This is a genomic window from Streptomyces sp. NPDC006997 (assembly GCF_040635175.1).
Classification (GTDB): domain Bacteria; phylum Actinomycetota; class Actinomycetes; order Streptomycetales; family Streptomycetaceae; genus Streptomyces.
The window spans coordinates 1-20,376 of the sequence record NZ_JBEYHH010000002.1 but is presented as its reverse complement, the minus strand read 5'-3'; the positions used below and the strand labels follow the sequence as shown (position 1 = coordinate 20,376).

At 71.4% G+C, this 20,376-nt stretch carries 25 protein-coding genes and 1 pseudogene; all 26 read left to right on the top strand.

The genetic code is table 11. The features are described 5' to 3' along the window. Positions 1-57: 57 nt before the first annotated feature. On the top strand, positions 58-1,200 hold the full coding sequence (locus ABZ659_RS01625) for an AAA family ATPase (protein WP_360212803.1): 1,143 nt from the start codon (positions 58-60) through the stop codon (positions 1,198-1,200). Next, positions 1,197-2,987 carry a hypothetical protein gene (locus tag ABZ659_RS01620; protein ID WP_360212328.1) on the top strand — a complete coding sequence of 597 codons (1,791 nt, stop codon included), beginning with the start codon at positions 1,197-1,199 and terminating at the stop codon, positions 2,985-2,987. Before ABZ659_RS01625 ends, ABZ659_RS01620 begins: the two co-directional genes overlap by 4 nt. Positions 2,988-3,177: 190 nt before the next feature. After that, positions 3,178-3,651, top strand: a complete 474-nt coding sequence (locus ABZ659_RS01615; RefSeq protein ID WP_360212326.1) for a hypothetical protein — start codon at positions 3,178-3,180, stop codon at positions 3,649-3,651. 100 nt (positions 3,652-3,751) lie between these two features. Continuing rightward, positions 3,752-4,189, top strand: coding sequence for a hypothetical protein (locus ABZ659_RS01610; RefSeq protein ID WP_193458587.1), 438 nt, complete (start codon positions 3,752-3,754; stop codon positions 4,187-4,189). Then, on the top strand, positions 4,186-4,986 hold the full coding sequence (locus ABZ659_RS01605) for a hypothetical protein (RefSeq protein ID WP_360212324.1): 801 nt from the start codon (positions 4,186-4,188) through the stop codon (positions 4,984-4,986). Before ABZ659_RS01610 ends, ABZ659_RS01605 begins: the two co-directional genes overlap by 4 nt. Continuing rightward, positions 4,983-5,831: a relaxase/mobilization nuclease gene (locus tag ABZ659_RS01600; protein ID WP_360212801.1), complete on the top strand. Its 849-nt coding sequence runs from the start codon at positions 4,983-4,985 to the stop codon at positions 5,829-5,831. Before ABZ659_RS01605 ends, ABZ659_RS01600 begins: the two co-directional genes overlap by 4 nt. 13 nt (positions 5,832-5,844) lie before the next feature. After that, positions 5,845-6,549 (top strand): hypothetical protein, encoded by a 705-nt coding sequence (locus tag ABZ659_RS01595; protein WP_360212322.1) that lies wholly within the window; start codon positions 5,845-5,847, stop codon positions 6,547-6,549. A 25-nt stretch (positions 6,550-6,574) separates the two neighbouring features. Then, positions 6,575-7,333, top strand: a complete 759-nt coding sequence (locus ABZ659_RS01590) for a hypothetical protein (protein WP_360212320.1) — start codon at positions 6,575-6,577, stop codon at positions 7,331-7,333. After that, positions 7,330-7,989: a hypothetical protein gene (locus tag ABZ659_RS01585; protein ID WP_360212318.1), complete on the top strand. Its 660-nt coding sequence runs from the start codon at positions 7,330-7,332 to the stop codon at positions 7,987-7,989. Before ABZ659_RS01590 ends, ABZ659_RS01585 begins: the two co-directional genes overlap by 4 nt. Before the next feature lie 17 nt (positions 7,990-8,006). Then, entirely contained in the window at positions 8,007-8,414 is a 408-nt protein-coding gene (locus tag ABZ659_RS01580; protein WP_054100340.1) for a hypothetical protein, read from the top strand. 276 nt (positions 8,415-8,690) lie between these two features. Continuing rightward, complete coding sequence (locus ABZ659_RS01575) at positions 8,691-9,074, top strand: hypothetical protein (RefSeq protein WP_052836952.1); 384 nt, start codon at positions 8,691-8,693, stop codon at positions 9,072-9,074. Then, positions 9,071-9,874, top strand: a complete 804-nt coding sequence (locus ABZ659_RS01570) for a DUF317 domain-containing protein (RefSeq protein ID WP_360212313.1) — start codon at positions 9,071-9,073, stop codon at positions 9,872-9,874. Before ABZ659_RS01575 ends, ABZ659_RS01570 begins: the two co-directional genes overlap by 4 nt. 26 nt (positions 9,875-9,900) lie before the next feature. Further along, complete coding sequence (locus tag ABZ659_RS01565) at positions 9,901-10,254, top strand: hypothetical protein (RefSeq protein WP_164379520.1); 354 nt, start codon at positions 9,901-9,903, stop codon at positions 10,252-10,254. Further along, the gene (locus ABZ659_RS01560) at positions 10,245-11,066 is read left to right on the top strand and encodes a DUF317 domain-containing protein (RefSeq protein WP_360212311.1); all 822 of its coding nucleotides are present in this window, start codon (positions 10,245-10,247) and stop codon (positions 11,064-11,066) included. Before ABZ659_RS01565 ends, ABZ659_RS01560 begins: the two co-directional genes overlap by 10 nt. A 239-nt stretch (positions 11,067-11,305) precedes the next feature. Continuing rightward, the gene (locus ABZ659_RS01555; protein WP_360212309.1) at positions 11,306-11,665 is read left to right on the top strand and encodes a hypothetical protein; all 360 of its coding nucleotides are present in this window, start codon (positions 11,306-11,308) and stop codon (positions 11,663-11,665) included. A gap of 2 nt (positions 11,666-11,667) precedes the next feature. Beyond that, on the top strand, positions 11,668-12,444 hold the full coding sequence (locus tag ABZ659_RS01550; RefSeq protein ID WP_360212307.1) for a DUF317 domain-containing protein: 777 nt from the start codon (positions 11,668-11,670) through the stop codon (positions 12,442-12,444). A gap of 32 nt (positions 12,445-12,476) precedes the next feature. Further along, positions 12,477-14,267: a TraM recognition domain-containing protein gene (locus ABZ659_RS01545; RefSeq protein ID WP_360212305.1), complete on the top strand. Its 1,791-nt coding sequence runs from the start codon at positions 12,477-12,479 to the stop codon at positions 14,265-14,267. Beyond that, positions 14,264-14,722: an XF1762 family protein gene (locus tag ABZ659_RS01540; protein WP_360212303.1), complete on the top strand. Its 459-nt coding sequence runs from the start codon at positions 14,264-14,266 to the stop codon at positions 14,720-14,722. The genes ABZ659_RS01545 and ABZ659_RS01540 overlap by 4 nt, the downstream gene beginning before the upstream one ends. Beyond that, positions 14,719-15,354: a hypothetical protein gene (locus ABZ659_RS01535; protein ID WP_360212301.1), complete on the top strand. Its 636-nt coding sequence runs from the start codon at positions 14,719-14,721 to the stop codon at positions 15,352-15,354. The genes ABZ659_RS01540 and ABZ659_RS01535 overlap by 4 nt, the downstream gene beginning before the upstream one ends. Beyond that, positions 15,351-16,109, top strand: a complete 759-nt coding sequence (locus ABZ659_RS01530) for a hypothetical protein (RefSeq protein ID WP_360212299.1) — start codon at positions 15,351-15,353, stop codon at positions 16,107-16,109. Before ABZ659_RS01535 ends, ABZ659_RS01530 begins: the two co-directional genes overlap by 4 nt. Before the next feature lie 164 nt (positions 16,110-16,273). After that, the gene (locus ABZ659_RS01525; RefSeq protein ID WP_360212297.1) at positions 16,274-17,026 is read left to right on the top strand and encodes a DUF317 domain-containing protein; all 753 of its coding nucleotides are present in this window, start codon (positions 16,274-16,276) and stop codon (positions 17,024-17,026) included. Between the two features lie 31 nt (positions 17,027-17,057). Beyond that, a complete protein-coding gene (locus ABZ659_RS01520; RefSeq protein WP_360212295.1) occupies positions 17,058-17,816 on the top strand; it encodes a hypothetical protein in 759 nt (252 codons plus the stop codon). Between the two features lie 58 nt (positions 17,817-17,874). Beyond that, on the top strand, positions 17,875-18,414 hold the full coding sequence (locus tag ABZ659_RS01515; protein ID WP_360212293.1) for a hypothetical protein: 540 nt from the start codon (positions 17,875-17,877) through the stop codon (positions 18,412-18,414). After that, on the top strand, positions 18,411-19,247 hold the full coding sequence (trpA, locus tag ABZ659_RS01510; RefSeq protein WP_360212799.1) for a tryptophan synthase subunit alpha: 837 nt from the start codon (positions 18,411-18,413) through the stop codon (positions 19,245-19,247). Before ABZ659_RS01515 ends, trpA begins: the two co-directional genes overlap by 4 nt. Beyond that, positions 19,240-19,698, top strand: coding sequence for a hypothetical protein (locus ABZ659_RS01505; RefSeq protein ID WP_345961609.1), 459 nt, complete (start codon positions 19,240-19,242; stop codon positions 19,696-19,698). The genes trpA and ABZ659_RS01505 overlap by 8 nt, the downstream gene beginning before the upstream one ends. A 259-nt stretch (positions 19,699-19,957) precedes the next feature. Continuing rightward, positions 19,958-20,376, top strand: a pseudogene (locus ABZ659_RS01500) (hypothetical protein); the annotation flags it as partial.

The following is a 20,376-nucleotide window of genomic DNA, read 5'->3' as shown; positions in this document are numbered from 1 at the left end:
ACCACACCCGGGCCTACCAGACCAGCGCGCACCAAGGGCGGCGAACTACGGGCCAAGGTGGCCCGACTGCTGGCCGACCGGCCGGCGGACAGGCTGACCATCGGGGACATGGCCAGGCAGCTGGGCCACTCCCACGGCGCCGTCCGCAACGCCGCCCTCACCCTGGTGCGACGCGGCGAGGCCGACCAAAGCGGGACCGGACAACCGCAGTTCCGCGCGAACGCGAAAACTGCCGCAGCCGCGCAGAGGGCTGTGATCAGCCCACCGGGCACCCACTCTCCCCGCGCCCAGGCGGCCACGACCCGTACGACCTACACCGCAGCAGCCGCGCCCAAGCAGACCGGCCCGATCCGCCGCGCGGGGGGCCAGCTCTACCACCCCCGGGAGCTGGCCGATCTGCCCGACGTCGAGGCGTTGAACCGCTTGCGCGACGCCGACGTGCCCGTGCTGCTCTACGGCCCTCCGGGCACCGGCAAGACGAGTCTGGTCGAGGCGGCGTTCCCGGACCTGCTCACCGTCGCCGGTGACGGCGACACCACGGTCGGCGACTTGATCGGCGAGTACACACAGGACGACGCGGGAGCCTACGTCTTCCAGTACGGTCCGCTGGTCACCGCGATGACCGAGGGCCGCGCCCTGCTGATCGACGATGCCACCTTGATCTCACCGAAGGTCCTGGCGGCGCTGTATCCCGCGATGGACGGTCGCAGGCAGATCCAGGTCAAGGCCCACAAGGGCGAGACCATCAAGGCCGAGCCGGGCTTCTACGTGGTGGCGGGCCACAATCCCGGCGTCCACGGGGCGGTGTTGACGGAGGCGCTCGCGAGCCGGTTCAGCGTGCAGATCCAGATCGGCACGGACTACGACCTCGCCCTGGCCTTGAGGATCGATGCCCGGGTGGTCCGGGTCGCCCGACACCTCGCCCAGCAGGTCGAACTCGGCGAGCTGGGCTGGGCCCCCCAACTGCGAGAACTGCTCAGCTACCAGAAGACCGAGGCCGTCCTCGGCACCAAAGCCGCGCTCGCGAACCTCGTCGGCATCGCTCCTGTGGAGGATCGCGACGCCGTCGCCGACGCCGTCACGAAGGCTGTCGGCATCAAGAAGATCGCACCTCTCACCCTCGGCAAGCAGCTCCCCGCCTCAGCCGCCCGGCAGCCTCCGGGCAGCACCGGCTCCGCACACCGGGGCCGCCCGCGATGAGCGCCCACCACCACATCCAGTCCATGCCGGACGACGACGCCGACCTCGCGCGCTGGGACGACGACGGCGCACCGCCCGCCCAACCCCGCTCCTCCCCGGCCGCGTGGCTGCGCGTGGGAGCCGAACTCGGCGACCGGCTGGTCGCCCTCTCCGGCCGCCAGGACCTCCTCGTCACCTGCCGCCCCGGCACGCGCAGCGGCGCACCGGCCGCCTACTTCCCCACGCTGGGCGAGGTCGAGTTCGACGCCCGCCTGTTCGCCCCCCTGAAGCCCCACGAGATCCATCCGCGGATCGTGGGCGACGAGGACCGGTATCCCGCCGCCTGGGGCGTATTCGTCCACGAGGCCGCGCACGCCGCCCACTCCGTCTGGACACAGCCTGCCGGAGCCAACCCCCGCGTCGTCGAGGCCGCGCTCCTGCTGGAGGAGAGCCGCGTCGAAGGCGCGCACCTGATCACGCGGCCCACGGACCGCACGTACCTGCGCACCAGCGCCCGAACCCTGGTCATGCCCGACATCGCGCACCCCACCTTCCAGGGCATCGAGCAGGCCGCCGCCGTGGCCGCCCTGATCCTCGGCCGCCGGGACGTCGGCATCCTGGACGCCGGCGAGACCCGGGCTGTCGCCGATCTGTGCGAAAAGGTGCTGGGCGCCGACCTGCTGGCCTCCCTCACCCGCATCTGGACCGCAGCTCACCAGTGCGCCGACCACGACGCCACGACCATGCTCGCGCACGGTCAAGAATGGTGCGACGCTCTGGATGCCGCGGCCCCCGCCCTGCCCGTGCCGGAGGGCCTCTCCGATCTGCTGACCGGCGCCGTGGGGGTCGTCATGGACCACGCGGCAGCCACCGACGCGGCCGACCTCGCGGCACAGGACGCAGCGGCCAACGCCATGGCGTCGCGCTCCAAAGCGCAGGCTCAGGACCGCGCCCAGCGGGCCCGCCAGCGACGCAAAGCCGCCGCCACCGCCAAGTCGGTCTTCAACGCCCGTAGCACCACCGTCCACCCCGACGGCACACCGGCACCCTCCGGCAACCCCGTCACCGGCACCCGCAGGCCCACCGCCGCCGAGCAGAGTGCCGCCGCGCGCCTGAGCCGCGCCCTGCGTGCCGCCGCCTACCGCGAGCGGACCGAGGAACGGACCACCAGCCCCACCCCGCCCGGCCGCCTCAACATGCGCGCGGCCCTCGCCCGCGACGCTCAGCGCGCGGCCGGGTCGGTCCCCACCGCGGAACCGTTCACCCACACCCGCCGCCGGAACTCCCCCACCCCACCGCTGCGTGTGGGGATCGCCGTCGACGTCTCCGGCTCCATGCGTGCCGCCTGCAAGCCCGTCGCCTCCGCTGCCTGGATCGTGGCACGCGCCGCAGCCCTGACCGACCCCGACTCCCGTACCGCCACCATCGCCTACGACAGGCACCTGACCGCACTGACCCGCCCCACCCACCGAGCACCAGAGCGCGTGACGACGTTCGATGCCACCGGCGGCCACCACAACCTCGCCCACGCCATCGACGCACTCGACCACGGCCTCGAACTCAGCCGCCCCGGCGCCGGCCGCCTCCTCGTGATCGTCACCGACGCCCACTACGGCAGCGACGAAACCGCTCAAGCCGTCACCCGCGTCAAGCAGCTCACGACCGCCGGCTGCGCCGTACTCCAGCTCACCCTCACCGCGGAATCCCGCCACTTGCCCGGGACCACCTTGCTGCACCTGCCCCAGCCCTCCAGCGCTCCCGCCGCCATCGCCAAGGCGGCCACAGACGCCATCCGCAGGACCCGCTGAGACGACGCAGAAGGCGGAAGCGTCCCCGAGACCACCGCCAAGCACTCCAGACCACCCCCGTCCACCGCATGACTCGTGCAACCCCAACCGTCAACGAAAGGCACTCGATTTGAAGCCCCAGACCAGCAGCCCGACCTCGAACGTAACGCCCATCAAACGGAATTCCCCGGGGGTAAGTACGCACTGGACCGTGGAGCACGCCTGCTCCCACCGGGTAGATCACGACCTGTCCAACCGCCCCGCCGACAAGCGGGCCGGCTTCGCCCGTTGGCTCGCGTCGAAGGACTGCACCGACTGCTGGAAGGCGGCGCGCGACGCCGACTCCGAGTCCAAGGAAAAGTGGCTCGCGGAGAAGCGCGCCGAGGAGCTAGAGGCAGCCGCCACCTGGGCCAAGCAGTTCGACATGCCGCAGCTGGAGGGCCCGGCCAAGGCCCTGGACTGGGGTGAGCGCTCCCGCCATCAGCTGATGATGGCCGCGCACACCGCCCTGGTCGTCGAGGGCAGTTGGGACGAGGCGGATTGGGCGGAGCTGGAGGAGAAGGCCCGCTCCATAACCCGTGCCGGTTGGTGGATCGACCAGCGTGACGCCGAAGGCACTGACCTGCTCGAACTCCTCGACGCAGTCACCGAGGCGGACCGCGGGACGGAGAATCCGTTCCGCTGACGGCGGGGCAACATAGCCGGGAAACGCCGGTTAGCCAAACCGGCGTTCCTCCGGACTATTGATGCTCCCACCCCGCCAGCCATCGCGTGGAAGGAACCGCGTGCTCCCTCCGTCCTGGGACCATCAGCCCACCCCCGTCACCGCCCGCACCCCCGACCCGCTCACTCCCACCCGAGATATCACTCACGCCCACTTTCAGGCCGGAGACACTGTCGTCGTCCTCAAGGGGGTGGCCGGCGGAGAACTGTGGGGAGACTCCATGCGCATCGTCGCCCCCTCCTGGCACACCCCCACCGACGAGGACGGATGGCGACTGCGTGACCCCACCGGGGGTGCCCAGTCCTACGTCACCGCTCACCCCCGCTACCTCGTGCACCTCTCGCGCCGCTGCCCGGACTGCCTGATCTACCTGCGGGCCATGGAAGACGCCCTCCTTACGCGGTTCGCCGGCCGCGACGAGCTGATCGACTGCTGCTGGTACACCACCACCGCCCTGGGCCAGCTCGTGCACACCGCAGACACCAGGGGCGGCCGGTGACTCCCCCCACGAACCGCCCCGACCGTGCCGCTGCGCTCCACAAGGCCAGGGCCCGAGCCACCGCAACTGCGGACGATCCGTCCTGGCCGCTGCACCTGGCCGAAGACCTCCACGGCATCCGAGCCGACTGGAAAACCTCAGCCGAGGTGTGCGCGGACGCCGCCTGGGCGGCACGGTCAGCCGGCCGCAGCGTCCTGGGCCTGCTGTCCCCGGAGGATGTCCTCGCAACGAACCGCGATCCGATCACCACCCGCACCTTGGCGCATCTGTACCTGAGCGCCCTGCGGTTCGACTTCCGCTGCCCCACCCTCCAGCGCCTCGTCGAACAGCTCGCGCAGACCGCACGTCAGCCGCTGGACTGCTACACCCGCGCCCTGTACGCCTTCGCGCTGCTGGGCCAGTCCCGCCCCGAGGGCCTGACGGTCATGGACGAAGTCCTCACCGAGGCCAAGGAGCACACCAAGACCCTGCACGTCCTGCTGCACGGACTGTGGCTCGGCCAGGACCTGAACCAGGGTGCGGAGCGTCTCCTGGCCCTCAGCTCCCGGCCCGCCCTCGCCACCGGCACCGGCACCGGCACCGACCCGATCGTCCTCTTCCGCGTGGCGGGTGCCCTGCGCCGGCTGGGCCGGTACGACGAGGGGCTGAGCGCCATCGACAGGGCGATCGACTGTCTTCCGCCAGGAGACATCTCGGTCCACGCCGACCTGGTCCGCGAGCGCTCGCTGCTCTGTGCAGCCCGCGACCTTCATCAGCACCGGTCACCCACCCGCACGTCGAGCGGGGTGCCGTCATAATCCCCCGCCTGCACCCAAGGGCCCACTCGCCGCGCGAGCCGCTGGCCGAGGCGCTCGGGCGGCCCCTTTCCCCGAACGAGGGCCTGACGGAGTACACCGTGGTCGCCCACTGGCCGGGCCTGGACTACTACACCCCGGACGACGAGCAGAGGACCTGGACGTCCGTTGAGTGGGCCGAGCACCTCGAAGACCCGTACCTGGAGCATCCGTTCGCTGCCAGCCCGGACGACGACCGGCACGCGATCCTCCATCTCGACGTCCGGCTCCATCCGGACGACCGGGAGCTGACAGGTCCCGAGTGGTCGGAAACCGCCCACCGGTTCGCGCGGGCCGCTGGTATCGAGGTGCCCGGCGCCGCAGAGCACGGGTGGCGGTGGATCGCTGTCCAGGGCCAGCCCGGACGTCTGGATCTGATCGCCAACCTGATCCACCTCGACGGCACCTGGCGCACCCCTCCCGCCGACATCCTGCGACGGCTTGCGGACGAAGCGCGCCGCATCGAGCAGGACCTGAACCTGATCCCCGTCCGCACCGGCACCACGCAGTGGTCCGCTGCCCGTACGGTCCCGACCGCGTCGGCGCAGCTCGCGGGCGTCCTCGCGCAGCTCGCCGACGAACAGGCCGGCCCGCTGGCCACGGTCCGCGGTCTGGTCGAGCACACCGCGTACCGGATCGCCCGGCAACCGGGGGCTGCCGGCACGGACACGGCGCACCGTCTGGAGCTGATCGCCCGCCGCCTTCATGCGATTCAGCAGGACCTGGACGCCACTGCGGCCCATCTGGCCCAGCCCCGGGCCGCCGCCGCACCGGCCGCGGCCCGGCGCACCGCCCACCGATCTTTGTAGGAGAAACGTCTCTTTGCCCCGCACTACCGGCCGCTTGCTGGACATCCGCCGTGACCCGCACTCCGGCGAACTCCTCGCCTGCGGGGGCGACGCTGAGGCGCACAGCCTTCTCCAGCGCGCGGGATTCGTCGCGGTCGTCCGCCTCCACGAGAGCTACCACCGCGCACCCGCCGGCCTGACCGAGGACGAGGAGTCCCGTCTCGCCATCGATGCCGTAGGGCGCCTGCGGGCTGTCGGGTACCACGTCGACTGCGACGAGCGCTTCGACACGGACGCCCGCCCCGCGGCCTATCCCACGCTCGGCGCCTCGGTCTCCCACCTCGCCGAACGCCTGCGCGAGGCCACCGACACCGCCGAGGCAGCCGACATACTCACCGAACTCACCGCGCCACACGACGGCATCCTCGCTGGGTTCGAGGAAACCCTCGGCGCCCTGGCGGAGTTCTTCGACGGGCTCGGCGACGCGAGCGATCCGTACACCGCCGGGCGCCTGCGTTACCTCGCCGACGCATACGTCCGCGTCATCCGCTCCGACCTCGCGCACACCCGCGGACGGCTGGCCGACCGGCACGCCCCTCACCCCGGCCGCCGCGCCTGCACCGAGCAGGTTCCCGACCATGAGCCCGAACGCTCCGCGGTGTGCGCCTGCCCGCCCCCGCCGCGTGCACTGCCGTCCCCGGCACCGCCACCCGTCGGTGCCACCCGCCTGCGCCGCTGAGCCCCTTCAACTGCCCAAGGACACCATGCACGACCACGACATATCCGAGCGCCTTGCGTCTTACGCCGACGTCCTCGCCGGCGAACTCCCCGACACCTGGACCAGCACCCACCTGACGGGCGACGCCAAGGACGACCTCGTCGAACTCACCGACCGCATCTGGGACCTGGACCTGGTCGCCGCCTCCCTGGCCGAACACCCCCTGCAGCAGGCAGCCGTCCTCAGCCGCCCCGACGGCGCCCAGCTCATCCTCCTGGACCGGCACGACGGACGCGACGGCTTCCTCCTCGCCGCCGTCGCCCCGCACGCCCTGCCGGACGAGGCGTACCGCGGCGTCCCCGAGCCCAACGGCATCGCCCTGACCGACGACCCGTTCCTGAGTGCCGAGCAGGTCGCCGGCGATCTCCTCGTCCGCTACGACCGTGCGCTCGCACAGGTCCGGCACAACGCCCTGGACGGCATCCAGCCCTCCCAGCCGGACCGGATCGTCCTGACCTGGCAGCCGGACGGCAGCGTCGCCACCGCCCCCGCCGACGACAGGGCCGGCACCATCCTCGCCGCCCACGGCTTCATCCAGGACCCGCACAGCGGCATCTACCGCCTGAGTGGCGACGACACCCAGGCCCAGGCCCGCGCGCTGCGCGAGATCGGCCCGCAGCTCGACGCGCTCGGCATCGGCACCGCCCTCCAGCACCCCGCCGGACGCCACGCGCCCACCTCCGCCCCGGCCTCCATGCCGCCGGCCCCCGCCGGCGCCCGCACACCCACCGCCAGGACGCGATGAACCAGACGGAGCCCGACTTCTGGGTCCTGGAGTACGTCACCATCACCAAGGACCCCCGTACCGGCCTGGTCGTGGCCATCGGCGGCACCGAGCAAGCAGCAGACATCCTTCAGCGGACCGGCGGCTTCCTCACCTCTCCCGGACCCCGCGGTGACTACCACCGTCTTCCGCACGGCCTGCCCATCGAGCAGCAGCGCCTGAAGGCGACCACCGCCTCGCACGCCCTGCTCGCCGCCGACCACAGCGTCCACCTCGACCCCGCCCTGAACATGCTGGCCACCCCCGACGGCGACCGTGACGCAGCCATGCGCTACCTCACCCAACTCGCCGAGCGGGTCTCGGCCGCCGAGACCAGCAGCGAGGTGGCCGAGGTCCTGACCGAGGTCGCGGCCCCCGTGCACGGGCTGCTGCCCCTGACCAGAGAAGTGATCGTCCGCGCCTGGATCTCCGCCAGCGATCTCCACGGCGCCGCGCCCGGCGATGAACCCGAGCCCATCGCACGGCTCGGCAGCACGGCCAACTCCCTGAGCGAAGCCGCCCGCGTCATCCTGCGCGCCCGCAACCACGCCGCCCGCCCGGCGCAGCGGCCAGCGACCGCACCGGCCCCGACACCGGCAGCGGGCTGTGCACAGTCCCCGGTTTCCCGCCGCCGCTGACCCCGGAGAAGAAACGTATGGCCAATCTGGCCGACGAGTACGGCACAGACGTCGAGATCTACATCAAGGCCCTGACGACCACCATCCACGCCGACACCCCCACCGGCGCCCCCGCCGGCCTCCACGACCTGCTGGAACAGCTCGGCCTCGAACGCCACGAATACCCCACAGGCGAGCCGCTCTACATCTGGCACACCGTGCCCGACCACCTCGGTGCCGAGGAGCAGAAACACCTGGCGAACCGCGCCATCCCCGCCCTGCTCCTGGCCGGATACACGGTCAACTGCGACCCCGAGGTCTTCGACGAGGCCCTCTACCAGCAGGCCGTGCACCGCCTCCGGGCGCGCGCGGCCCGCCCCGCCCCGCAGCAACCGGCGCCCGCCAGTTCCCCCTCGCGCCCCGCACCGGCCCGCCGCACCCCGTAAGCCCGGGCGGCCCCGGCACCACGCTGGGGCCGCCCACCTCCCCGCCTCCCAACTCCACGGAGAAACCCGTAGCACAACGCACACCCGCACCGATCAGCCATCGGCTCAAACCCCGGCTCGCAACCGCCCTGTTCCGCCGCTATCTACGCGCCTGCATCACGGCCGGCCCCGACCGAGCCTCCCCAATGGCCGGCGCCCGCCCGGAAGCCGTCCCCACCGAAGCGCAACGCGTCGGGCAGCGCCACCACCACTGACCGTCCACGCACCCGGAGGAGCATGTCCCACCCCGCGCCCTACCCGGTGAGACTGGCCGACGAGATCACTCGCCAGCTCGGCCAGCTCTCCGACCACCTCTCTCAGCTTCCCCCGCCCCAGGCAGCGCAGGTCATCGCCCGTGTCCTCGACCCGGACAACGGAGTCCTCGGCGGCGTCACTCACCTCGTCATCACCGGCAGCCACTTCGCCAAGAGCGAGGCAGAACGAGGCGCCCTGCCAGCGGAGGTATGGCTCGCCTTGGGCCGTGCCGCCAACGAACTGCACGACATCAGCCTGGACCTGGACGAGCACCAGGACCTCCTCCAGCACCTCGGTACTCGACCGGCCACCAGCGCGGCGAAGCCTCCGGCTCCTGCCCCGCTCGTCGTACGGCGGCGCCGGTGAAGAAGAAGCAGTGGCAGGGCTGGGGGCCGGGCGAGCAGGCCGAGCAGCACTACCTGGTCCAGCCCCGTGCCCTGGCAGGCGGCGGTGACGTCCGGCACGTCTCGGAGTTCCTGCGCGCCTCGGGCTGGCGGGAGAAGTCCAATAAGGGCGGCCCGCTGCTCATGGAGAGCCCGGACCGCACCGTCCGCGTCGCTTACGACCCCTACATCCTGCCGGGCGGATGGACCATCCACGGCCGGGCAGGCGGCGCGACCGGTGAATGGTCTGCGCACCTGGGCCGGCAGACGCCGGTGGAGATCGTCGCCGGTCTTACCGACGCCCTCACCCGCCCCCGCTCCGCACACGCCCCCAACGTCTGGGCACCTCTGCAGGAGCAGAACTGGCACACGCGGTTCGAGGGCCAAGACTATTCGGCGAGCAGCCCCGACGGCACCGCGTGGATGCAGTACCGCCAGGGCGTCGATGGCTCGGCGATGTGGTGGACCGGAGCGCAGGACAAGCAGGGCAACGGCTGGACTGCCCACTTCACGCCGAACACGCCGATGCACCTGATCCAAGCCTTCTCCACCGAACTTGCCGGCCCGGACCCGGTGATGCGCCCACGCGGACGTGTCCCGCACAGCGCCCAGATCCGGACCTGGTCGGTCTCCGTCAAGCCCTCCCAGCTCAGCGCCTGGCAGCAGGCCCGGATTACAGCTGCCCGCGCCGCCACCTGGGCCCGCAACAGCGCCCGAAGCGCCCGGCCCCGCACCACCGCCCGGCCCTACGCCCCGGCCGGCGGTGCCCGGACCCGCCGCTGACCTCCATCCCCATCTGAAGGAGCCCGATGCCTGCCCCCACCCCGGAAACCCTGCGCGCCCTGACCGAAACGCTGTCGGACGTCACCGAGTACCTGCGCGAGAATCCCGACCCCGATGAAGCCCTCGCCCTCGTTGAGCCGCTCCTCGACGAGTACACGGGCCTGCCCGTCCAGCTCGCCGACACCCTGCGTGCCCTCGCCCGCACCATCCAGGAACACCAGGCCATCCCACGCACCGCGCACGTCAACCTCCTGATCGCCGAGCTGCGCTCCGCCGCCTGGGAACAGACCGACCAGCACACCCTCCACTACGTCCTGGACGAACTGCGCGCGCTGTACGACGACGCCGAGAGCGAGCAGGGGTGCAGCCGGTGCCGGTGAGCGAGCGCCAGCTCGACGCCTTCGCCGACCAGCACGCCGGGCAGATCCCCTTCGACACCAGCCCCCGCCACCTCGCCGGCCCGGGCGACGCCCGTCACGTCACCCACGGCCTGGCCGCGGCCGGATGGGCCACGGTCTCCGACCCGCTCAGCGCCGAGATCGTGATGGCCAGCCCCGATCACCGCTACCGCCTGCAGTTCGACCCGCAGACCGCCACCTCCGCCTGGTGGCGGCTGCGGGCCGCCCACGGCGACAACGAACACGGCTGGTACGCCGAGTTCGGTGAACTCGTGCCGGCCGAGGTCCTCGCCGGCCTCACCGACGCCCTCATCACACCGCCCTCATCGCAACCGGACCCCTGGCAGCCCGTGACCAGCGCAGGCTGGCAGCACGACGATGCCAAGACAGTGCTCTCTCCGAACTCGCTGTGCCGCATCGAACACCGCCCCACGAGTGAGTTCCATGAACGGCCGTCCTGGCACATCGAGGTCAGGACAAGTAGCGACGAATCATTCCCGGGCCCGCGGATCTGGCACGCCTTCCTCGACGAGCACGTTCCCGATCGCCTCGTCGGTGCCTTCCTGGGCGCGCTGGCCGACCAGAGCCCGCTGCAGCGCGGCATGTTCGACCGCACCGCCCACTACAGCGCCGTCCGGGAGCCGAGCCCGCTGCGCCCGCAGCAGGTAGTCGACGCGCACACCGCCCGGGTGAAGACGCTCCGCGCACAGGCCCGCGCCGTGCGCCGTCAGCAGACCGCCCCCGCGACACCCCCGGCGCCCACGACGGCCGTCCAGCCGGCCGCCCGCCGCTGACCTCAAAGGATGCTCTCATCTCCCGCACCACGAACCACGGCCGCCGCACCTCGCTGCGGCGCCTCAACCGCTACCTGCGCCACAGTGAACGGATCCTGGCGTCCTGGGACGCCTTCACCGCGTTCAACACGGACCTGGACGGCTGGCCCTTCGACCAGGACGCCTACGGCCGCCGGGCCGCCGTCCGTGACGCAGACACCGCCGCAGCGTTCGCCAGTACCCGCCCCGGTGCCCGCCAATTGCTGGCCACCGCCCGGCTCCAGCTCCTGCACCTGCCCGCACACCTCACGCGGGACAGCTGGCCCGGGCAGCTGACCATCCTGGAGGAGGCACTGAGCCACCTCGACGCCCTAGACGCCCGGTGGCAAGAGACCAGGGCCCAGCTCCCCGAGGGCACCGGACCGGGCAGCGCAGCGTATGTCGACGCGCTGGACGAGCATCACGCGGAGTGCTGGAGCTACCTGGACGACTGGGCCTGCCACGGCCGCGTCGTCCTCGACATCCAGGCCGCCGCACGCCGAGCACCGTCCCGGCCGAAGCGCCCGCAGCTTCCCGCCCTGACGTCCCGGCGCAGCGGACACGGCGCGAGGGGGCGGTGACCATGCCCGAGGTCCCCGTCAACGTCGACATCGACTACATCGCCCCGCGCCACCTGGCCGGCGGCGGTGACCCCGCCTGGGTCACCGTCCCCCTCCACCGTGCCTGCAGCTGGAGCTACGGTCACGACCCCCTGATGCCCCGCGTCCTGCTTTCCAGCCCCGACCAGAAGGCACTCCTGCGGCTGGAGCCTGACCCCGACGGACGGTGGTGGACTCTGCAGCACGCCGCCGCGCCGGACCGGCCCGCCTGGTTCGCCAGCTTCGATGCCCGCACCCCCGTCGAGATGATCGCTGCGTTCACCGACGTGCTGACTGATCCCACTGCCGATCAAGGAGACAACTGGGATCCGCAGGAGCCGCTTCTGAAAGCGGGCTGGTCTCCGGCCTACAGCCACCACCGGCTGGCCTCACCCGACGGCACCGTCCGCGTCGAGGCCGACGAGACAACCGGGGCCTGGTGGGTCGACACCGCCCTCCGCGACTTCCGGGCTCTCCTGTGGCAAGCCCACTTCAGCGAGCACACCCCACCGCACCTGATCACCGCGTTCACCGCCGCGCTCACCGACCCCCGACCGGTGGCGCGCACCGCAGGCCCCTCCAGCCTCCCGACTCGCAACCCGGACCTCATCACCCTCTCGCACCGGGAAGTACCCGCCCAGCAGGTCGCCGGCGCCCTGGAAGAACGCGTCCGCTCCCTCGCCGCACGCCGATCCGGCCCGCCGGCGACGAGTACGCCTCCTCCGCAACGGCCGCAGGCCGAGCGCCACCGCCTGCGCTGATCCCTCCGTCCCCGCCTGGAAGCACCTAGCCCTTGCCCCCCTCCTCCTCCAGCAGCAACACCGACGGATACGACCTCGTCCTGCGCCTCCTGCTCGGCGTGCTCGCCGTCGTCGTCCCCCTGTCCCACCTGGCCTGGCTGTGCGGCAACCTCACCGCCTCCCTCGCCGGAGGCAGCTGGGCCCCCTACCAGCCGACCAACGCCTTGCTCCACCCCGAGCAGGTCTGGCCCGAGGCCGGGGAGAACGCCCTGCTCATCGGGGCACGCATCGTTCCCGTTCTGCTTCTCCTGGCTCTCGGGGTGACGGCGGTCGCGCTGTGGGTCCGGCGCAAGAACCGCGGCGGCGGCCGGAAGAAGATCACCGGCATGGCCAAGGCCAGGGACATCGAGCCCTTGATGGCCAAGGCGATCACCGACAAGGCCCGCTCGCTGCGCCCGAGCCTGAAGGACGCCAAGCACATCGAAGCCCGCGACACCGGCATCCTCCTGGGCAATCTGCAGAACACCCGGCACGAGGTGCGCATGGGCTACGAGGATGTGGCCGTCGCCATCATGGCGCCCCGCTCGGGCAAGACGACTTCGCTCGCCATCCCCTCGATGCTCGCCGCGCCCGGCCCCGTCCTGCTGACCTCGAACAAGGCCGCAGGCGACGCATTCACTGCCACATACGAGGCCCGCTCCCGCGTCGGGCAGGTGTGGACCATGGATCCGCAGCAGATCGCGCATGCCGCACGCGAGATGTGGTGGAACCCCCTCGCCAGCGCGACAACCCTGGACGGGGCGAACCGGCTCGCCGGACATTTCCTCGCCGCCTCGGTGGACGCCTCCCAGCAGGGCGACTTCTGGTCCAAGGCCGGCAGCAACATCCTGTCCCAACTGCTGCTGGCCGCAGCGCTCGATGAGCGGCCCATCACCGACATCATGCAGTGGCTCGCCTTCCCCGCCGACCGCACCCCGCTCGACATCCTCCGCGACCACGACTTCGCCGCCGTCGCAGCACAGCTCAAGGGCACCGTCGAGGGACCCCCGGAGACGCGCGACGGCATCTACGAGACTGCCCGCCAGTACGCCGCCGCACTGCTGAACAACGAGATCGCCGCCTGGGTCACCCCGCAGAAGGACGTTCCCGAGTTCCGCCCGTCGGAGTTCGTCACCTCCACCGACACGCTGTTCCTGCTGAGCAAGGACGGGGGAGGCGGGGCCTCGGCGCTGATCGCCGCGTGCGCGGACTCCGTCATGCGCGCGGCCACCGCCCAGGCCGAACGGGCCGGCGGACGCCTGGACCCGCCCATGCTGGCGATCCTCGACGAGGCCGCCAACGTGTGCAAGATCAGCGACCTGCCGGACCTGTACTCCCACCTCGGCTCCCGCGGAATCATCCCGATCACCATCCTCCAGTCCTACCGCCAGGGCCAGAAGGTCTGGGGAGACGCGGGCATGGACGCCATGTGGTCCGCCTCGACCGTCAAGGTCATCGGCTCCGGCATCGACGACCCCGACTTCGCGGACAAGCTCTCCCGCTTGATCGGCGACCACGACGTCGAGACCACATCGACGTCGCACTCGGAGTCCGGCAAGAGCACGTCGGTGTCGATGCGGCAGGAACGGATCCTGCCCGCCGACGCGATCCGCGCCCTGCCCAAGGGCACCGCCCTGTGCTTCGCCACCGGCATGCGCGCCGCCATGCTCGACCTGCGACCGTGGTACCGAGAGCCAGGAGCCGGGGAACTGTCCGCGGCGTCCGCCCGCGCGTCGAAGGCGATCACGGCTCGCGCCGTCGCGAAGCACGCGCCGACACAGTCCGACTTCGGGACGGCCGCGTGAGCGACATACCGCTGTACCTGGTGCCGGTCCGCTCCCGTGAGGCGAAGGACTTCGTGCGCGCCTGGCACCGTCACCACCCGCCGCCCGCAGGACAGATCTTCGCGGTCGGCGCCGCCGACGGGACCGGCAAGCTGCGCGCCGTGGCCATCGTCGGCCGGCCGGTGGCCCGTCACCTGGACGACGGCGCCACCCTCGAAGTCACCCGGACCGCCAGCGACGGCGCCCGCAACGCCAACTCACTGCTCTGCGGCGCCGCGTGGCGGGCGGCGAAGGCCCTCGGCTACCGACGGCTGGTCACCTACACGCAGGACGGCGAGAGCGGCGCATCACTGCGCGGCGCCGGGTGGCGCGTGATCGCCAGCCGGCCGCCCCGCGCCGGATGGCACACCCCGTCCCGCCCACGAGCCGGCCACGGCAACGACCACGTCACCCGCCTGCTGTGGGAAGCCCTGTGACCGAGCCCGTTCCTGCACAGCAACGGACCGAACATCTCACCTTGCCCCGTACCGCCCCGCGTCCTCCCGGAGTTGTCCTGCACACCGTCGACCTGACCGAACACACCCGCCTTCTCGGCGAGGTGGCCCCCGCCCTGAAGGAGCTGTCCGTGGAGGCGGCACGCATCCGGGAGGGCGAGATCGCCAAGCCCGTCCGAGAGATCGCACCCCTGAGCCTGCGGGTGCACGAGCTTGCGATGAAGTGCACGCGGCAGGTGCACGACCTGTCGGTCAGCCAGTACCCCGCATTGAAGGACGGGGCCGACAACCTGGCGCTCCTCGCCGGCGCCTGCTCCCAGATCTCACTGGCCGCCACCCTGTGCAACCTCGCCATCCATCACCGCACCGAGATCCTGCTGTACGAGGACGCCGATCCCACCCCGGCGACCAGCCGTGATCAGCTTCGCCGTGCCGGTGTCGAGATGCAGCAAGCGGCCACCACTTATCGCGCCGTAGCGCGACGGCTCTCCCGACGCCTCGCCTCATTCTCGGCGCGCGCTGAAGACCGGCAACTCATCGCCGAGGCCCAAAGGCCCAGCCCGCAGAAGGCGCCCTCCACACCGCCCGTGCTCGCTGCCCGGCGCCGCGGATGACGACGCCGCCCGAGGGCTTCCTGTTCGACGTGGCCGCCCCGCCGACGCCGGTTGAGCGCCTGCTGCTGCTCGCAGACAAGTACGTGCAGCACAACGACATGCTCGACCGTCTCCTGCGGGCCCATCCGCCATCCGAGCCCAACGCCCACGCCGCCTCTGCCCAGCGACTCGCTTCTGCGACCCGCACCGCCCTCAAAGCGGTCACCGACGTACGCCTCTTCCGCAGTCCCGACCTGTCGGACGCAGTGGTCCGCCTTGAGCAGCTCGCCTTCCTGAGCAGTGCCTCCGCGGACCAGCAGTTCCCGATGGCACGCACTCTGACCGCCTTGGCACCCGAAGCCGCGATGGGCTGCGCCAACACCCTCGCCTACGAAATCCGACGCCGCGGGGGGACGGTAGCAGGCGACGGTCCTGAGCACACCCTGACCGCCGCTCACCACACCGCCCTGTGGGAGATCGCCTGCGGGAACGTGGTGGTCACCAGCTCCCTGGGACGGCAAAACGTCCACTACCGCGACGAGCGCGTGCTCCTGGGCACACTGCGGGCGTTGGAGGCAAAGGGGCTCGCGGAGCGCGTTCCGAAGTCCGCGCCTGCCGCCTATGTGGGCGGCCCGCTCCAGGACCGAGTCCGCCTCACTCCCGCCGGCACCACCGCGCTGGCCACAGCCATCAGCAGCCCGCCCACTCGCAGGGCGCCCGGCACGACGCCCGCGCCCGCACCCACCGCTGCGAAGACGGCCGCCCGCAGCCGTTAACTGACCCATCGGAGCCCACAGCAGCCCATGACCTCGCACAACCGCGCCCAACACCCGGATCCACCCCGCGCCCGGGTGGACGGATACGAGGCCCCGCCCGCACGCGTCCCAGACGTCTCCTGCACACCGGCACCGACGCGCTGCACCCGATCAGTCCTGGCCCATTGCCGCCTGCGGTACAAGGCCCGGCGGTTAGGCCCTTCGCGCCCCAGGACCGGGTCCTGGTCTCCCCGCGTTATCTGGCGGGAGCGGGCATCGACCGGCTCGCCGATGCGATCGGCCCGCTGGTCCACCTCTTCGGCTGGCCGAGCGAGCACGATCGCGCAAGCGGACGCATCAGCGTCCACAGCCCCGACGGCAGCCTGTTCGTCAACTTCAACTCCCGGCATCCCCACGGCCACTGGTGGTCCCTCGCGCACCACGAGCCGTACTGGGAAGCCCGCTTCACCCGGCAGACCCCGATCGAGGCCATCGCCGCCGTCACCCAGGCTCTGCCCCAGCTGCTCGGCGACGACCGGCACATCGACCGGATCCCGCTCACCACCACCCCCCTCGCACAGATCGCCGAACTGAACCACTGGCACCGCGAGGACGACACGTTCACCTCGCCCGACGGCCACTGCCACCTGCAGCACACTCCGGCGGAAGACACCCCGTGGCGCTTCCGGCACCACGTGTACGACGGCTTCGACACCCACTGGGACGCCTCCTTCACCCAGGACACCCCCGAGCGGCTCGTCGCCCAGTTCTTCACCCACCTCGCGACGACCACCCCAGTCGAGCGCACCTTCCGTGACGTCCCCTACCTCGTGCAGAACCTGGACGACGCGCTCATCACCCCCGTGCACCGAGCCGCCGTGAACCCACACGTCCACCACGCCGGCGCCCAGCTCGGCCGCGTCGTACACCGCCGCTGACACCGGCCTCACCGAAACCCGTCATCCCCAGATGAACGAGCCGACTGGGCCGGCCGAGCACCTCCTGCTCCTCGCCGGCTACTTCACCCGGCACAACGACGCCCTGACTCGGCTGCACGTACCCGTCCGTTGCCGCGAGCGCACTGCCATTTCTCCCGGCCTGCACTTCCGAATCCCTTGGACCACCGTGTCACTCCTGGGCATCCCCGACGTATTCATCGGGTCCACCGACGACGGCCACACCTTCGTCATCCTCAACCGCCCCATCCGCGACGCCGACCGGCTGCTCACCGACGCCGACTTCCTCCCTCGTGAACACCACGGCCGCAGGCTCCACCTGCTGCCTCCAGGCATCGCGCAGGACGTACACGAGCGCGCCGGCGTGGCGATGTACGGGCTCTTGGCCCACACCCACGACCTCGTCGACCTTTCCTGGACCACCCGCTGGAGTCCCGACCAGCCGGCAGGCGGCCCAGACCTGCACTTCCAGGTCAGGGACGGCACGGTTGCCGTGACTGCCTCGACCACCGCCGCCCGGTTGCTGCTGGAGCAACACGGCTTCGTCCCCACAGCAGACGGCGCGTCCTACCGCACTCGGGACGGGCTGGACGAGCGCCAACTGCTCAGCGCCGTCACCGCTGCCGAGGCACACGCGTACACCCACGGTCTCAGCGCGCGTGTCCACCTGGGCATCCCCACACCAGCCGACATCCCCGCCAGCACCCGCCGCCGCTCAGCTCCCGCCACCGGTCCACGAACCACACCATCGGCCCCTCGCCGCACCCGCTGACCACCCCAACGCATCCGGCACCGCCATCCGAGGAGCTTCCACGTCCGACACCCCCACCGTGCATGATCTCGCCCGTGCCCTCGCCGACCAGCTCCACCCCGGTGCCGCTCCCCGGGACGTGACCGTCAACTTCGGCGCCCGCCGGCAAGCCCCCATCGAGTACCGCAGCCGCGGTCGGGGCGGACCCGTGACGGTCTACGCCCAAGCACTGCACGCCGCCCTCTACGGCCTTCCCACGCCCGACGAGTCGCTGCCCACCGCCCTGGACGCGCTTCTGCAAGCCACACACACCGCGACCGTCCCGGAACAGAAAACCGCCGTCCTGCGGCAGGTCGCCGAGCAGCTGCGCAACGCCGCCGAGATCATCCAGCGCTACCAGTACCGAGCCCAGTGGGACCGGTTCCCCACCGATGTCGCCGAGCAGCTCGCTACTGCTCACGACCAGGCCCAGCAGATCGCCCAGGCCCTCGACCGCGTGGCCCCCGCCTTCAGCCACCAGCCCACCACGGACACCACGCCCCGCGCCCGGGCCGCCCAGGGCCAGAGCGCCACCACCCTCGTAACCTCCCCGCCTTCACCGGCCCCACGCCACCGCTGACCTGCCGCGACAGCGCTCTCCGAGAAAGACATCTCCTGGCCACCACCGACTCCCTCCAAGCTCTCCTCGCCCAACCCCGCTGCGCGCTCGGCGTGTTCGTCCCCGCCGGACTGCATCCGGCCCGCGCCGAGCGTCATCAGCTCGACCAGATCGCCCGAGCCGGCGCCGACCTGTTCGAGATCGGCCTCGCCCACCATGACGCCGGCCTCGACGGGCCCATCATCCAAGCCGCCTACCGCCGCGCCCTGAGCCGCGGGCACCTCCTCACCCGCGCCCTGCGCGGGATCGAGCACGCCGCTGGCCTTCGGCCGACCGTCGTTATGACCTACTGGGACCCCGTCAGCCGGCACGGCCCCGAACGCCTGGCCCGGCTGCTCGCTGACGCGGGTGCCGCCGGCGCCATGGTCGTCGACCTGCCCGACAACCAGGCAGAGCGCTGGCAGGCCGCAGCGAAGGCCACGAACCTCTCCACCCCACGCCTCGTCCCCCGCCACCTCACTGACACCGGCCTCGCCACCGTGGCCGCCGGCGCATCGGGATGGCTCTACGCACCCGCCAGCACCGCCCCCACCGGCTACCGCGGCCCGCTCGACGTGCCCGCTCTCGCCGACTTCACGACACGCCTGCGCGCCGCGAGTCCCCTGCCCGTCGTATCGGGCGTGGGGATCTCCACCCCGGCCCTCGCGGAACGCGTCGCGCCACTGGTGGACGCCGTCGTCATCGGCACCCCCGTCGTCCGCGCCCTGATGACCGCCCCCGAGCAGGCCCCGGCAATCACTACCGCGTTCGCCCAAACCCTGAACCCGCACGCCACCACGGAGACCCGTGCCTGACCCCGCCGCCCCGGCCCCGGTCCTCGCCCGCATCTCGTCCGACGCGGCCTCGCTGCACCAGGCCCTGCATTTCCTGCCCGCCGAACGAGGCGCATCCGCATCCACACTGGCCGCGCGCCTCACTGACGCCCAGGACCTCGCCGGCACCGCTTTGCGGCTGTTTCTCACCCTCAGCCGCCAGACGACGCGGCCCTCCCCTCCGGACCTGCTGCTCCTTCACCGCGTCGCGCAGATCGCCAAGGCCGCCCAGGACGCCGCCGCCGAACTGACGGCTGCTCTTGCCCGCGCCGTGGAGAACCAGCGCCGCCAGGCCGCCGCCACATCACGGCGGGTGGTTCTGATCGGGCCGACACCGCAGCAGTTCATCGAGTCGGCCACCGACCTCGTCGACCGCATCCCCGCCCTCTGCGACGCCGTATCCCGCGACCGGCCGCAATCCCCCTGCCGCTGACGCGACCGCGATTCGAGTACTCCCTCCCCTTTCCCTAAACCCAGGACAGACCATTTCAGATCAGCCCCGATTCCGCGCCCTCTCCCTCGGTGCGGGAGTTCAATCCAGCACGCTCCTTGCCCTGTCAGCCGAGGGCATTCTCCCCAGGGTCGACTATGCGATTTTCGCCGACACCGGATGGGAACCCGCAGCGGTTTATGCACACCTTGACCGCCTGGAAGAAGAGATAGCCGCCCCCGCCGGGATACCCGTACTGCGCGTGTCGGCCGGAAATATCCGCGACGACGCCCTGAACCCGGATCACCGGTTCGCATCCATGCCGCTCCACATCCTCAACAAGGACGGGCGACCTGGGATGACCCGGCGGCAGTGCACCGGCGAATATAAGGTTAAGCCAATCAAGCAGAAGGTCCGCGAACTGCTCGGCTACCCCTATCCGGCACGCATCCCGAAGGGCGTTTTCGTCGAGCAGTGGGTAGGAATCTCCACGGATGAATTCCACCGCGCGAAGGACGCGGACGTCAAGTACATGCGTAACCGGCATCCCCTTCTGGACATGTCCTGGAGCAGGGCCGACTGCGCGCGCTACCTGACTTCCCTCGGTCTCGCCGATACCCCGAAGTCGAGTTGCCTGGGATGCCCGTTCCATGGAAATGCGCAGTGGCGGCGTATCAGGGA

Bases quoted from the DNA above. Each gene is read 5' to 3' on its own strand.
- ABZ659_RS01620 (WP_360212328.1), top strand. From the start codon at position 1,197: ATGAGCGCCCACCACCACATCCAGTCCATGCCGGACGACGACGCCGAC.
- ABZ659_RS01590 (WP_360212320.1), top strand. From the start codon at position 6,575: ATGCACGACCACGACATATCCGAGCGCCTTGCGTCTTACGCCGACGTC.
- ABZ659_RS01585 (WP_360212318.1), top strand. From the start codon at position 7,330: ATGAACCAGACGGAGCCCGACTTCTGGGTCCTGGAGTACGTCACCATC.
- ABZ659_RS01580 (WP_054100340.1), top strand. From the start codon at position 8,007: ATGGCCAATCTGGCCGACGAGTACGGCACAGACGTCGAGATCTACATC.
- ABZ659_RS01575 (WP_052836952.1), top strand. From the start codon at position 8,691: ATGTCCCACCCCGCGCCCTACCCGGTGAGACTGGCCGACGAGATCACT.
- ABZ659_RS01565 (WP_164379520.1), top strand. From the start codon at position 9,901: ATGCCTGCCCCCACCCCGGAAACCCTGCGCGCCCTGACCGAAACGCTG.
- ABZ659_RS01550 (WP_360212307.1), top strand. From the start codon at position 11,668: ATGCCCGAGGTCCCCGTCAACGTCGACATCGACTACATCGCCCCGCGC.
- ABZ659_RS01530 (WP_360212299.1), top strand. From the start codon at position 15,351: ATGACGACGCCGCCCGAGGGCTTCCTGTTCGACGTGGCCGCCCCGCCG.
- ABZ659_RS01520 (WP_360212295.1), top strand. From the start codon at position 17,058: ATGAACGAGCCGACTGGGCCGGCCGAGCACCTCCTGCTCCTCGCCGGC.